This is a genomic window from Mycobacterium sp. SVM_VP21 (genome assembly GCA_024758765.1).
Taxonomy (GTDB): Bacteria; Actinomycetota; Actinomycetes; order Mycobacteriales; family Mycobacteriaceae; genus Mycobacterium; species Mycobacterium heraklionense_C.
Genome location: CP101406.1, coordinates 26,731 through 40,054, shown reverse-complemented (window position 1 = coordinate 40,054; position 13,324 = coordinate 26,731). Strand labels below are relative to the sequence as shown.

The window sequence follows — 13,324 nt, the reverse complement described above, 5'->3', positions numbered from 1 at the left end:
CACCCAGCTGCCCCTCGGCCCGATCCACAACATCGGACAATTCCCGGTTGGTTTTCCGGCCGGGATCTTCACGATGCGCTAGGAGCGGGTGGCGCGAACGATTTTCTTGGCCCCCAACGTCTTTGGGTTCTCCCGACGGCCAACTTAGTTGACGGTCGGTGGTGGTTGTGGTTGGAAGGGCTGGTACCACCACCATTGGGCGCGTTCGCCGGTGGGTCCGGGGCAGGGTGCGACTGTGGGTGGAGGGCCGGTGGGTGGTCGGGCCAGCGATGCTGAGCTCAGGGGCCGGCCGGTGTGGTCGGTGACGGTGAGTTGGTCGGCGGGTCCGGTGATGGTGATGAGGCCGCGGTGGTGCAGTCGGTGGTGATACGGGCACACCAGTACCAGGTTGGACAGCTCGGTGGGGCCGCCGTCTTCCCAGTGCTGGATGTGGTGGGCGTGCAGGCCGCGGGTGGCGCCGCACCCGGGGACCACGCAGGTTCGGTCGCGGTGCTCGAGGGCGCGGCGAAGCCGGCGGTTGATCTGGCGGGTGGTTCGGCCGGCGCCGATCACCTCGCCGTTGCGCTGAAACCAGGCCTCATAGGTGGCGTCGCACAACAGGTAGCGGCGTTCGGCCTCTGACAGCAGCGGGCCCAGGTGCAGCGCTGCGGCCCGGTCTTTGACGTCGAGGTGCATGACCACGGTGGTGTGGTGTCCGTGGGGGCGGCGGGCGGCTTCGGTGTCCCAGCCGGTGTCGATCAGGCGCATGAACGCATCGGCGGTGGTCGGCAACGGGGGCCGCTGATCCGATACGGGGCCGTTGTCGTGGTCGTGTTTCCACTCGGTGATCAGGGCATCGAGATGGGACTGCAGGGCGGCGTCGAATTTCGCCGCGTCGACGGTGTCGAGTTTGATCCGCCAGCAGCTGCCGTGTTCGTCGCTGGTCTTGTTGATCGACTGTGCCGGTTCGGGGCGGGGTTCGGGTTCGGGGCGTGGTTCGAGTTTGACCGCGGTGCGCAGCTGGGTGACCGTGGCGACGCTGGCCAGTTCGGCGTAGTGCGCATCGGAGCCATCGGCGGCCCGGTCGGCGATGACCCCGACCTGATCCAGGGACAGTTGACCGTCGCGCATGCCCTGGGTGCAGCGGGGGAATTCGGCGCGCCGGTGGGCGATGGTGGCGACTGTTTTGGCGTTTCCCGGGGACACACCGGTCTTCCAGGCCACCAAGGCCGCGATGGACCGTACGCCGGTGGCTCCCCACAGCCGGTCGCGCTCGATCTCGGCGACGATGTCCACGATGCGCCCATCGATGGCATTGCGCTGACCGGTCAACTCCGACAACTCGCCGAACAGCACCTCAAGCCGCTGGTCAGGGCGCAACGCGGCGGTGCCGGGCGGCGCAGGCGGTGCGGTCGAGGACATGACTTCATCATGGCAGTGGGGTACGACAAGTCCGGGCTACCCGGCTCGCGGAGGGGTGCGGTGATCATCTGCATCAAGACGGAGCGACGCGTGTGACTATCCGGGCGGCAACCCCAGCCGCTCCGTCGTCGCCTCTCGCATCCGGGCGAAACCGCTCGTACAGCCCAACACGCGCAGTGCGGCTTCGGCAACGGTCCACGGATAATCCGGCGGGCAGGAGCCGTCGTCGGAGCGGCGGTTGATCACCGCCTCAACCAACCGGAACGACAGGTCGTCGGCATCCGCGGGACCGTCATGCTCGGCGATCACCGCGCGCGACAGCTGTTGGTAGTGACTGCGCAACTCGGCACGGCGCCGGCGGAAGGCGGCGAAGCGTTCGAGGCGAAGCTCTGGCAGCAGATACAGGGTGCCCAGATTCCAGGCGCCGCCGCACAATTGCGCGGTATCGGCGACGACGAGCGCGTGCAGTCGGGGAGCGCTGGGCCCGCCCTCGGCCAGCAGCTCGGCGGCCAGCTGCACGGAGGGCTCGACGGTGTCGGCCAGTAGGGCGTCGAGGATGTCGTCCTTGGCGGCGAAGTGGTGATAGAGCGAGGCCTGCCGAATCCCGACGCTCTCGGCGATGCGCCGGGTCGAGGTGGCGGCGTAGCCGACGGTGGTGAACAGCTCCGCCGCGGCGTCGAGGATCTCGTCGCGCGCGCTGCGCCCCGGCCTGCTGGAAGCCACCAGCCGGGGACGTCCTCGTCGATCGGTCTGCACGCCTTACTGCCTATCACGTGCTGAGGCCCGGTGCGCTAAAAACTATCATCTGATAGGAAATGTGCTAGCTTCCTGGTGATGGACAACCCACGCACCGACTCCACCGACAGTGCACGCCTCCACGCGCGCGCGCAGGCGCAGCACGCGTCGATGCGTATCCCGGCGGCCCCGGATGACGTCGACCCGGCGACGATGATCTGGGCCGAGTCGATCCCGGGAGGCGGTTACGCCACCAAGGTGCTGGCTCGCGGCACTCGGATCCGGCTGGTCGACGTCAATGGCGGCGCGTGCGCGAATCTGCTGCTGTATCGCGCCGACGCGCCTTGGGAACGGCTCAATGTCGCCGACACCATGAAGGTGCCGTGGCAGGCCTATCTCGGTCTCGGCCATCCGCTGTTGTCCGATCAGGGCCGCGTGCTGGCCACTGTCGTCGCCGACTCCTCGGGGCAGCACGACATGCTCTGCGGCCCGGACGCCGCCGGCCGCCAACTGCTGCTGCTGGGCGCGATCAAGCACGGTATGGGCATTCGAGACGTGGCACCGTCGGTGTCGCTGTTCCGTGGAGTACGCGTTGACCCCGTCAGCGGCGCACTGGAATTCACCGGGTCCGCGGGGCCCGGCGTCGAGGTCGACCTGCTGATCCACCTTCCGGTGGTGCTGGTGGTCGCCAATGCCGCGCACCCGCTGGATCCTGACCCGCCCTCCACCGAGTTGGACGTGCTCGGCTGGCAGGCCGGTGAGCAGTTGGCCGACCTGACCAACCGGGACCCGGAATACCTACGCGCGGTGCAGAACACCGAGGCGGCCTGGGCCGCCGGATCGGGGAAGCGCTCATGACGAACCAATCGCACATCGTCTCCGACGAGGTAGTGGCGGCCCGGGCGCCCTGGTCGGCGGTGGTGTGCGCCGGCGACCTGCTGCAGATCATCGATCTGCACGGAAACCAGGCGGTGGACTGCCTGCTCTACGACGCCGCCGACCACACCCGCCGTTACAGCGCCCAGGCCACCGTCGCCGCTGCGCGCAACATCTTCTTGAGCACCGGCTCGGTGCTGCGCAGTGCCGACGGCACCGCCCTGATGACCGTGGTTGTGGACGACGTCGGCAACCACGACACCATCGCCGGAGCCTGCTCGCAGGAATCCAACACCCTGCGCTACGGGCACCACACCGCCCACCAGCACGCCTGCGTCGAGAACTTCCTCGCCGAGGGGGCTCGGTGGGGCCTGGGTAAACGTGACATCGTCTCCAACATCAACTGGTTCATGAACGTCCCCGTCGAGGCCGACGGCACGCTGGGTATCGTCGACGGCCTCTCGGCCCCAGGCAAGAGCCTGACCCTGCGCGCCGAGGCTGACACCCTGGTACTGGTGTCGAACTGCCCGCAGATCAACAACCCGTGCAACGGCTTCGACCCGACACCGGTGCGGATGGTGATCGCCCGAACATGATCGGCATCGAGGTGGTCTCCCCGGGCATGTGCACCACGGTGCAGGACTGGCCCGGGCGCGTCGGCTACTGGCATGTCGGGGTGCCGCCGTCCGGGCCGATGGACGACCTGTCATTTCGCGTCGGCAACCAGGTGCTGGGCAATCCCGAAGGCGCCGCCGGTCTGGAATGTACCAAAGCGGGTCCTGCCCTGCGTTTTTCGAGCGCGGCCTGGGTGTGCGTCACCGGAGCCGCGGTACCGGTCAGTCTGGACGGTGTCCCGGTTGCGCAATGGCAGTCGGTGCGGATACCCGCCGGTGGACTGCTCGAGATCGGCATCATCGCCGGCCCTGGAATACGCTGCTACATCCTGATCGAGGGAGGCATCGGCGCGCCGGAATTCCTCGGCAGCGCAGCAACCTTCACCCAAGGTGCATTCGGCGGCCACCACGGCCGGGCCCTGCGCGAATCGGATCGTCTCAGCGCCGTCGGCCTGGGCGGCGCCCCACCGGCCCTCACCCGCGCCCCCAGCCAGATCCAGCCCAGCATCGGTAGGCACTGGGAGCTCGCGGTGACCGAAGGGCCGCATGCGGCGCCGGAGTTCATGACCCGCGCCGATATGACCACCCTGACCACTACCGACTACACCGTGCACTTCAACTCCGACCGCACCGGTGTCCGGCTCGTGGGGCCTAAACCACGATGGGCCCGCCCCGACGGCGGCGATGCCGGGCTACACCCATCCAACATTCACGACACCGCGTACAGCATCGGGGCGCTGGACTTCACCGGTGACGCCCCGATCCTGCTCGGTCCCGACGGGCCCAGCCTGGGCGGGTTCGTCTGCCCGGTGACGGTGGTACGTGGCGACCGATGGAAACTGGGCCAGCTGTCGCCCGGCGACACCGTGCGGCTGGTGCCGATCCGCGCCGATTACGCTCCACCGACGGCGGCGCTGGGTGTGCAGCGGCGCGCGGCGTTGCCCGTCGTGGTCTCCGGCTCCGGCGACGGCGACGACGGAGTGCTGCAGCGCTACACCGGTCGCGACGGGACGGCCGTTACCCTGCGGCGCGCCGGTGACAGCGGCATTCTGCTCGAATACGGGCCGATGACACTGGATTTGGCGTTGCGGGCGCGGGTGCAGGTGCTCTACGACCAACTCCGTGAACGGGGGCTGCCCGGCCTGACCGAACTGACCCCCGGGGTGCGATCACTGCAGATCCAGTTCGACTCCGAGCAGTCCTCGTGCGCCGAGGTGATCGACGAAGTGGCCGCCATCGACGACGCGCTGCCGCCCTGCGATGAACTGGTGGTGCCGAGCCGTTCGGTACGCCTGCCGCTCAGTTGGGACGACCCCGGCACCCACGAGGCCATTCGCCGCTACATGTACGGCGTGCGGCCGGACGCGCCGTGGTGCCCGTCGAACATCGAGTTCATCCGGCGCATCAACGGACTCGACGACATCGCCCGGGTATACGACATCGTGTTCGACGCGCAGTACCTGGTACTGGGCCTGGGCGACATCTACCTCGGGGCGCCGGTAGCCACCCCGCTGGATCCCAGACACCGGCTGGTGACCACGAAATACAACCCGGCGCGCACCTGGACCCCGGAGAACGCCGTCGGGATCGGCGGCGCCTACCTGTGCATCTACGGCATTGAGGGACCCGGCGGCTACCAGTTTGTCGGACGCACCACCCAGGTGTGGAACCACCGGCACGCCACCGCAGGCCTGTTCGATCCCGAAACCCCTTGGCTGCTGCGCTACTTCGACCGCATCAGCTTCTATCCGGTGCGGGCCGAGGAGCTCCTGGAGCTGCGTGCCGACATGGCGGCCGGGCGTGGCCGGGTGGAGATCACCGACGGCGAGTTCTCACTGCCGGCCTACCGTCGATTCTTGGACAGCAACACCGAGAGCATCGCCGGATTCCGTCGGCAACAAACGGCCGCGTTCACCGCGGAGCGCAACGCCTGGCGCGATGCCGGCGAAATCGCGCGCGGTTAAATCAGTTTCAGCGAGTCGTCGCGGCGCAACACGAAGAAGTAAGGCCGCGACGCGCCCCGCAGGTCCATCGCGCCGATCACCGCGTCATCGGAGAGCCGGCGGAAGACATCGTTGACCGGTGCCTGGTCATAGACCATCGTGGCACTGTCGACTCCGCGGTATCTCGTGGTGCGCAGCCGAGCCCGGGGCGAACGGGTCCGCAGCAGTGGCTGCAACGCGTTGATCTGCCCGAGGAATGAGCGGCTCTTCAGCGCCGGCAGTTTCGTGGCGAGTCCCAGAACACTGAATGCCAGCACCGGGTTGAACGCCCACAGCGCGGCCCCGTCGCGGGTGGGGAACAACAGCGGATGGACGGTCTCGGCGTCGACGAACTGCTTGCCCCACCAGCCGGTGGCCGCCAACAGCCCGTCCAGCGGGTGGCCGGTCGGCAGCTCGGAACCATGCCAGGTGCCGACCATGAAATCGGGGTCGACTGCCGCGGCGGCGTCGAAGATCTCACAGGCCTCGGCGGTGGACGTCGGCACGTGCGAAAACAAGTCCTGGACAGCCATGCGCAACACCGTACTTGACAGATGTCAACTGCGGAGCCGCTTAGAGCACCACGGTCTCGTTTCCCACCCGGATCACCCGGTCCTGGCAGTGCCATTGCACCGCCCGCGACAGCACCGCCCGCTCTACATCGGCGCCCAACCGCACCAGATCGGTGACGCTGTGGGTGTGGTCCACCCGCACGACGTCCTGTTCGATGATCGGACCCTCGTCGAGAACCTCGGTGACGTAGTGCGCGGTGGCGCCGATCAGTTTCACGCCGCGTTCCCGCGCTCGCTGATAGGGCGCCGCACCGATGAACGCCGGCAGGAAGGAATGGTGGATGTTGATCAGCGGACAGCCCACCGCTGCAATGAAGTCGCCGGTGATGATCTGCATGTAGCGGGCCAGCACCACCAGATCCACGTTGCCGCAAAGCAACTGCAGCTGACGCTGTTCGGCCTCGGCGCGAATGTCGCGGGTGGCGGGGATGTGGAAGAACGGAACCCCGAACGGGCGTACCTGCTCGGCGAGTTCCGGGTGGTTGGAGATCACCATCGCCACGTTCATCTCCAGCTCGCCGCGGCGGTTGCGCCACAACAGGTCCAGCAGGCAATGGTCGGTCTTGGATGCCATGATCGCCACCCGCTTGGGCTTGGCGGCCTCGGTGAAGCGGTAGTCCATCGAGAACCGCTGGGCCACCGTGGCGCCGAAGCGCTCCTGGAGCCCGTCGAGGGCCGCCGGCAAACCGGGCAGGTGAAAGATTGCCCGCTGCACAAAGGTCCCGTCTTCGGGAGCGGTCGAGTGCTGATCCAGCGAGATGATGTTCGCGCCGGCGTCGGCCAGAAAGGCGCTGACTGCGGCGATGATCCCGTGGCTATCTCGGCAGCTCAGCAGCAGTCGGCCGATATCGGTGGTCGCTTGGGCGCTGGACTGTTGCGGATAGCCCTGTTGAGCCTGCGCTGGTGTCGCGGTGCCCCCGTGGCCCCCAGAACCGTTCGTCATGGCCGCCCTTCGCCGATCTCCGACTTTCAACGGGTCAGGCTACCGGGGGAGTGGGCCAGAATCCGACACACCGGGCGACTAACACAGTCACACGCGTAACACAGGGCACACTAGTAACAACAACTATGCCTGGAGGGTGCTGCCGTGTACCGAGTGTTCGAAGCCCTTGACGAACTGGGCTCCATTGTCGAAGAGGCCCGTGGCGTGCCGATGACGGCAGGTTGCGTGGTACCCCGCGGTGACGTCCTGGAATTGATCGACGACATCCGCGACGCCATCCCGGGCGAGTTGGACGACGCCCAAGACGTCCTTGACGCCCGCGACTCGGTCCTCAACGAGGCCAAGGAGCACGCGGAGTCGATGGTCGGCTCGGCCACCGCCGAAGCCGACTCGCTGGTCAGCCACGCGCGCGCAGAGGCCGACCGATTGCTGGCCGACGCCAAGGGACAGGCTGACCGGATGGTGGCCGAGGCCCGCGGACACAGCGAGCGGATGGTCGGCGAAGCCCGCGAGGAGGCGGCCCGGCTGAGCGCCACCGCCAAGCGTGAATTCGAGACCGCCACCAGCCGCGCCCAGGCGGAATGCGACCGACTGGTCGAAAACGGCAACGCCGCCTACGAGAAGGCCGTGCAGGAGGGCATCAAGGAACAGCAGCGGCTGGTTTCGCAGAACGAGGTGGTGACCTCGGCGCGTGCCGAATCCACTCGGCTGATCGATTCGGCACACGCCGAGGCCGACCGGATGCGCGGCGAATGCGACATCTACGTCGACGCCAAGCTGGCCGAATTCGAGGACTTCCTCAACGGCACGCTGCGTTCGATCAACCGCGGTCGTCACCAACTGCGTACCGCCGCGGGCACTCACGACTACGCGACTCGCTGACCCGAGAACGCCCAGTTACGCGCTGCGTAGAATCGCGGCATGGCGAGGCACCCCGGCGCAGGTATGAAGGCGGCACGGCGACAGCTGCCTGCGCCGTTCGTGGTCAATGTCTCCCGATTGGGACGGCGCCCCGGTGCGTTGATGCCGCTGCAAGAGCAGCGGGTCAGCCCCACCCGTATCGGGCTGGATCTGGTGGCGATTCCTGCGGATGGCGCAGTCGATCTGGATCTGCGGGTCGAGTCGGTCTCCGAGGGCGTTCTGGTCAGTGGCGTGGTCTCAGCGCGCACTGCAGGCGAATGCGCGCGTTGCCTGCAACCACTGACCGGCAATGTCGAGGTCGAGTTGACGGAGTTGTTCGCCTACCCCGACAGCACCACCGATGCCACCACAGACGATGACGAGATGGGCCGGGTCGTCGATGACGCGGTAGATCTTGAACAGGCCATCGTCGACGCGGTCGGCCTAGCGCTGCCGTTGTCCCCGTTGTGCGACCCGGACTGCCCGGGACTCTGCCCGGACTGCGGCGTGGTGCTGTCCACGGCAGAACCCGGCCATCACCACGACAAGATCGATCCGCGCTGGGCGAAGCTGGCTGGAATGTTGGAACCGCAGAACGACGACGGTGAGCGGTGAGCCGTCCCCGGCAAGCCGTGCTGGATGCACTCGGCGTGGATCTCGCTGACGACCTGCTCACGCTGGCCGTCACGCATCGCAGTTACGCCTATGAGCACGGCGGTCTGCCCACCAATGAGCGCCTGGAGTTCCTGGGTGATGCCGTGCTGGGACTGACCATTACCGACGAGCTGTTCCACCGGCACCCGGACCGGCCCGAGGGAGATCTGGCCAAGCTGCGCTCCAGCGTGGTCAACACCTCTGCCTTGGCCGATGTGGCGCGGGGCCTGACCGAGGATGGCCTGGGGGCTCATCTGTTGCTCGGCCGCGGCGAGGAAAACACCGGCGGCGCCGACAAATCCAGCATCTTGGCCGACGGGATGGAGTCCCTGCTGGGAGCGGTCTACCTCCAGCACGGAATGGACACCGCCCGGGAGGTGATCCTGCGCCTGTTCGGTCCGCTGCTCGACACCGCGGCCACGCTGGGCGCCGGCTTGGACTGGAAGACCAGCCTGCAGGAACTGACGGCTGCCCGCGGTCTGGGTGTGCCGTCCTATCAGGTCACCTCCACCGGGCCCGACCACGACCGCGAGTTCACCGCGACGGCCGTCATATCGGACACCGCGTACGGCACCGGTGTGGGCCGGACCAAGAAAGAAGCCGAGCAGAAGGCCGCGGCAGCGGCCTGGCAGGCGTTGGACGCATCGGGTGCGGTGAACGACGCACCGCAGGCCTGAGAATGCCCGAACTTCCCGAGGTCGAGGTGGTTCGGCGTGGCCTGAACGAGCACCTGGTCGGGCGCACGATCACCGGGGTGCGGGTGCACCACCCGCGGGCAGTGCGCCGCCACGACGCCGGCCCCGCCGATCTGACCGCCCGGCTGCTGGGCGCCCGAATCACCGGCACCGACCGGCGGGGCAAATACCTATGGCTGCTGCTGAGCGGGGCTGCGGCCGACGAGGCGCTGGTGGTGCACCTGGGCATGAGCGGTCAGATGCTGCTGGGGGAGCTGCCCGATACCAGGCACTTGCGGATCGCCGCCGTGCTCGATGACGGATTGAAGGTCAGCTTCGTCGACCAGCGCACCTTCGGCGGGTGGCAGCTCACCGATCTGGTCGCTGTGGACGGCAGTGTGCTGCCGGTGCCGGTCGCCCACCTCGCCCGCGACCCGCTGGACCCGCGCTTTGATGCCGAATCGGTGATCGAAGTGCTGCGGCGCAAGCACTCCGAGATCAAACGCCAACTTCTCGATCAGACGGTGGTGTCGGGTATCGGCAACATCTACGCAGACGAAGCACTGTGGCGGGCCGGGATACGCGGCACCCGAACGGCCGACCGGCTGTCGCGGCCGCGGCTGCGGGCACTGCTGGCTGCCGCGGCACAGGTGATGAACGACGCGCTGGCCGCCGGGGGCACCTCGTTCGACTCGCTCTACGTCAACGTCAACGGTGAATCCGGCTACTTCAGCCGGTCACTGGACGCCTACGGCCGCGAGGACGAGCCGTGCCGGCGTTGCGGGACGCCGATCCGCCGGGCGAAGTTCATGAACCGGTCGTCGTATTTCTGCCCGATTTGCCAACGCTGACGCGGGGACTTGGATCGGGGTCACTCGAAGATGTCGCGGTGTACCCTGCCTGGCGGCAGATTCGGGTCGACGAACCACTCCCGGCCGAACATCAGGCCGGCCACTTGTGGGGGAAGCCGCATCAGCACCGCGAACAGGCGTGCCGCGGCGGCGCTGGCGCCGATCTGAGAGCGATGCGCGGCGAAGGCATCTCGCTTCTGCTGGGCAAACCGAAACACGTTGATCCGGTGGGTGATGCTCGATGCCGGTGCGTAGGCGGTGCGCACCACCTCACGCCCGTAAGGGGCCGGCAGATGCAGTAAACGCGCGCCATGCTCCACTCGGGTCAGCATTTCCCGGGGCATTGTCGCTTCGAGCACGCGCGGCGTCGCGGCGATCTGTGCGGCTCGTTTGCCGACATGATGAACCCGCACGTGGTCACGGTGGCCGTAGCCGCCATTGGGCTGGTAGCTCAGCAGCAGATCCGCGTCTTCGTCACGCAGGATGGTTGCCAGTCGCTGCGCCGCGTCCTCGAGGTCAGCGCGGGCGAACCTGACCCGCCCCGGCGGATCCGGATAGAACTCTTCCCCGAAGCCGCTGTCGGCGTAGCCCAGACATTCGACCCGGTGTGCGCCGAGGGTCGTTGCGCTCGCATGCAATTCGCCCAGCCGATCGCCGTCGCCGTCATTGACGCGTCCATCGGTTGCCACCACCACGACGACGCGATGCCCTTCGGCGGCGGCCCGCGCCAGAGTTCCCCCGGTCAGTATCGCCTCGTCGTCGGGATGGGCGTGGAATGCGACCACCGTCCCCATAAAAGCCCAGTATGCCCGCGGGGGTCGGCTGAGTCAGCGTCGCAGCTGCGCGGCGCGCCGACGAACATCCTCGCCGGCCTTGGTCAGCGATCCGCAATCGAACGGTGGCTGCGTACTCGATCAGCAGCTGAATGGCGCAAGCCGTGTCGGCGTCCGCCAGCAGCTCGACCAGCCGCGGCGCCATGTCGATGCCGCTGGAATGTTCGTGTCCCGACGCCGCCTGGGACGACCAGGACATCCGGTCCGGTCAGCTCGTCGAGCCGGACATCGCAGAGGACTCGGAGCATCATCCCGAACCCGCTGCAACACTTCGTACGGCCCGACCGCGTCCAGCGCGGTGAACCCGGGGAACAGCGGAATCGTGACCTGCACCGCGGGCCTGTTCACCGGTGCAGGGGATCGAGCATGCTCAATAGCCGGACCAGCTCGGCCTGGCGGTGCATCCCGGTCTTGTCGAAGACGTGCGCCAAGTGGGTCTTCACGGTGGTCAGCGATACGGACAGCTCCTCGGCGATCGGGGCCAAACCCTCGCCTCGCATCACCAGCACGGCGACCTGCGCTTCGCTGTTGGTCAGGCCGTAGAGACGGCGCAACAGTGTGGCGGGAGGTTCGGGTTGGCGCTCGGGGTCGATGATCACGACCATCACCCGGTCGTTCCGATGTGCCACAGCGGAATCCGGCTCGGTCGGCAACACGTGGATGACGTAGGGGCGTCGACCCGAGGGCCGCGCACACAGGAACGACCCGCCCCAGACGTCGACGCTGTCGAGAGCCGACGCCCGAGAAAGGCTGTGCTCCAACTGCGCGTCGGCAGACGAGGAGTCCGCACGCAGCAGGCCGTCGTCGATGCGTAGACCGTCGTAGGTGGCCAGGATTCGCTCGGCGGCACCGTTGGCGTAAACGACCCTGCGTCGGTCGGTGATGACGATGCCGTGGTTGACGGCCTCGCTGGCCTCGGTGAGGTCGTCGCTGCGGTGACCGAGGTCGTCGAGGTGACCCTGCATACGCAGCGCCTGTTGCAGGTGAGGTGTGAGACGTGTGGCCAGTGCGACGTGCTCTGGACTGTCGAACCGATCCGATCGCTGCACGTTCGCGATGCCGAGGCTGATCACCGTCGGACCGCGCGTCAGCCGCACGAACAGTCCATCGTGCAGCCCGTTCGGGCGGGCCCAGTCGATCTGAAACTCACAGTGCTGGTAAGGCCACATGAGTTCGGCGCCGGTGCGCACCGCACCGAGCGGCCCTGCCTCGACCGCGCTGAATACGTGATCGAGCCGTTGGTAATAGGCGGCGTAGGATTGCGCGGCCGCCGCCGGCATCTGGGTGTGCTTGAGTGTGCGGGAGCCGTTGTCCGAATACACCAGCGAAGATGCGCTGGCGTCGAAGGCCCAAGCGATGGCGGCCACCGCGCGGTCCCATTGGTCTGGGGCAAGGACGGCGGAATAAATACCAGAGATCAGTTGTGAGAATTCATCGACCGCGTTCATGGTCGGCTCTGAATTCAGCTACAGGCCTGCACATTCGACGTACTCCCGATTGCGAAGTGCTCAGAAGACCGCTGTCTTCCTGCCGGAAAAGTGTACTCGGATCTCGTCCGTTGGAATGAGGTTATTTCGCCTGCTCGGTGTTTTTCTTGGCATGAGCCGGCTGGTGGGCCGGTACCCGAGTCACCGCCACACGAAGAGGTGAGCTCCATGTCGCAATTGGTCATCAAGCCGGGGCTGTCGATGCCGGTCGGGCAGGTGCTGCAGCACGCTCATGAGCTCGTCGCAACGTCGCTGGCAGCGCTGGCCCGCAGGCGCCCACGGCCGCACGAGCACGCCCCACGCCGCGAGGCGGCCTACTTCGAGCAGGCGCGGATGTCGCGGGAAATGTACCGGCTGTGACGACGAAAACAGGACGGTCACAACAAAACACCGTTGAGAGGAATGGGAGAGATGTCCGAACGCAACATCGAATTGGTCCGCAGCGGTTACGAGGCATTCGCCGTCGGCGATGCCGAAACGCTGATGGCGCTCTTCGACGACGGTGTCGAATGGGTGCAGCCCGGCGACAGCGCGGTCAGCGGAACCTACCGGGGCAAAACCGAACTTGGCGAGTTCCTGGCCGCGCTGGCCACCAAGGCGCCGACGATCACCCCGCAGCGGTTCATCGCCGACGGCGACACAGTCGTGGTGCTCAGTGAAGCCTCTATCGGCGGCGATCACGGCCCCAGTGCCGAGGTCTACACCCTGCGCGACGGCACGACGGTGCGCGTGCAGGTGTACGGCGACACGGCGCTGATGGAACGTCACTACGGCAGAAAGCCTGTTGCCGCAAGCTGATCGG

General features: G+C 67.2%; 15 protein-coding genes and 1 pseudogene. 9 read left to right on the top strand and 7 right to left on the bottom strand.

Going from position 1 to position 13,324, the window contains the following annotated elements; all coding sequences use genetic code 11:
* Window positions 1–144 precede the first annotated feature (144 nt).
* Together NM962_00215 and NM962_00210 are read right to left on the bottom strand one after the other, a co-directional pair.
* Window positions 145–1,401 (bottom strand): HNH endonuclease, encoded by a 1,257-nt coding sequence (locus NM962_00215; protein ID UVO12637.1) that lies wholly within the window; start codon window positions 1,399–1,401, stop codon window positions 145–147.
* A gap of 96 nt (window positions 1,402–1,497) precedes the next feature.
* The gene (locus NM962_00210) at window positions 1,498–2,157 is read right to left on the bottom strand and encodes a TetR/AcrR family transcriptional regulator (protein ID UVO12636.1); all 660 of its coding nucleotides are present in this window, start codon (window positions 2,155–2,157) and stop codon (window positions 1,498–1,500) included.
* Between the two features lie 78 nt (window positions 2,158–2,235).
* Between NM962_00210 and NM962_00205 the strand changes: the two genes are divergently transcribed.
* From NM962_00205 to NM962_00195, 3 genes are read left to right on the top strand one after another with little or no spacing between them, the layout of a single operon-like run.
* Window positions 2,236–2,994, top strand: coding sequence for a DUF1989 domain-containing protein (locus tag NM962_00205; GenBank protein ID UVO12635.1), 759 nt, complete (start codon window positions 2,236–2,238; stop codon window positions 2,992–2,994).
* Window positions 2,991–3,608, top strand: a complete 618-nt coding sequence (locus NM962_00200; protein UVO12634.1) for a DUF1989 domain-containing protein — start codon at window positions 2,991–2,993, stop codon at window positions 3,606–3,608. The genes NM962_00205 and NM962_00200 overlap by 4 nt, the downstream gene beginning before the upstream one ends.
* Complete coding sequence (locus NM962_00195; protein ID UVO12633.1) at window positions 3,605–5,590, top strand: 5-oxoprolinase/urea amidolyase family protein; 1,986 nt, start codon at window positions 3,605–3,607, stop codon at window positions 5,588–5,590. The genes NM962_00200 and NM962_00195 overlap by 4 nt, the downstream gene beginning before the upstream one ends.
* Here NM962_00195 and NM962_00190 read toward each other — a convergent pair.
* Together NM962_00190 and purU are read right to left on the bottom strand one after the other, a co-directional pair.
* On the bottom strand, window positions 5,587–6,141 hold the full coding sequence (locus NM962_00190; protein UVO12632.1) for a DUF4334 domain-containing protein: 555 nt from the start codon (window positions 6,139–6,141) through the stop codon (window positions 5,587–5,589). The genes NM962_00195 and NM962_00190 overlap by 4 nt on opposite strands.
* A 40-nt stretch (window positions 6,142–6,181) precedes the next feature.
* Complete coding sequence (gene purU, locus NM962_00185) at window positions 6,182–7,123, bottom strand: formyltetrahydrofolate deformylase (GenBank protein UVO12631.1); 942 nt, start codon at window positions 7,121–7,123, stop codon at window positions 6,182–6,184.
* 144 nt (window positions 7,124–7,267) lie between these two features.
* Here purU and NM962_00180 point away from each other — a divergent pair, with 144 nt between their 5' ends.
* The 4 genes from NM962_00180 to mutM are packed head-to-tail and all read left to right on the top strand — an operon-like array spanning window position 7,268 to window position 10,202.
* Window positions 7,268–8,005 carry a DivIVA domain-containing protein gene (locus NM962_00180; GenBank protein ID UVO12630.1) on the top strand — a complete coding sequence of 246 codons (738 nt, stop codon included), beginning with the start codon at window positions 7,268–7,270 and terminating at the stop codon, window positions 8,003–8,005.
* Between the two features lie 39 nt (window positions 8,006–8,044).
* A complete protein-coding gene (locus NM962_00175) occupies window positions 8,045–8,638 on the top strand; it encodes a DUF177 domain-containing protein (GenBank protein UVO12629.1) in 594 nt (197 codons plus the stop codon).
* Window positions 8,635–9,354, top strand: a complete 720-nt coding sequence (gene rnc / locus NM962_00170; GenBank protein UVO12628.1) for a ribonuclease III — start codon at window positions 8,635–8,637, stop codon at window positions 9,352–9,354. The genes NM962_00175 and rnc overlap by 4 nt, the downstream gene beginning before the upstream one ends.
* 2 nt (window positions 9,355–9,356) lie before the next feature.
* Window positions 9,357–10,202: a bifunctional DNA-formamidopyrimidine glycosylase/DNA-(apurinic or apyrimidinic site) lyase gene (mutM, locus tag NM962_00165; GenBank protein UVO12627.1), complete on the top strand. Its 846-nt coding sequence runs from the start codon at window positions 9,357–9,359 to the stop codon at window positions 10,200–10,202.
* Window positions 10,203–10,222: 20 nt separating this feature from the next.
* Here mutM and NM962_00160 read toward each other — a convergent pair whose 3' ends face one another.
* The 3 genes and pseudogenes from NM962_00160 to NM962_00150 form a co-directional block, all read right to left on the bottom strand.
* Entirely contained in the window at window positions 10,223–10,996 is a 774-nt protein-coding gene (locus NM962_00160) for a PIG-L family deacetylase (protein UVO12626.1), read from the bottom strand.
* A 33-nt stretch (window positions 10,997–11,029) separates the two neighbouring features.
* Window positions 11,030–11,368, bottom strand: a pseudogene (locus NM962_00155) (hypothetical protein).
* Window positions 11,369–11,379: 11 nt separating this feature from the next.
* The gene (locus NM962_00150; protein UVO12625.1) at window positions 11,380–12,402 is read right to left on the bottom strand and encodes a LuxR C-terminal-related transcriptional regulator; all 1,023 of its coding nucleotides are present in this window, start codon (window positions 12,400–12,402) and stop codon (window positions 11,380–11,382) included.
* Window positions 12,403–12,690: 288 nt separating this feature from the next.
* On the opposite strand from NM962_00150, the gene NM962_00145 reads away from it, so the two are divergent.
* Both NM962_00145 and NM962_00140 read left to right on the top strand, forming a co-directional pair.
* The gene (locus tag NM962_00145; GenBank protein UVO12624.1) at window positions 12,691–12,882 is read left to right on the top strand and encodes a hypothetical protein; all 192 of its coding nucleotides are present in this window, start codon (window positions 12,691–12,693) and stop codon (window positions 12,880–12,882) included.
* A gap of 42 nt (window positions 12,883–12,924) precedes the next feature.
* Window positions 12,925–13,320, top strand: coding sequence for a nuclear transport factor 2 family protein (locus NM962_00140; GenBank protein ID UVO12623.1), 396 nt, complete (start codon window positions 12,925–12,927; stop codon window positions 13,318–13,320).
* The last annotated feature ends 4 nt before the right edge of the window (window positions 13,321–13,324 follow it).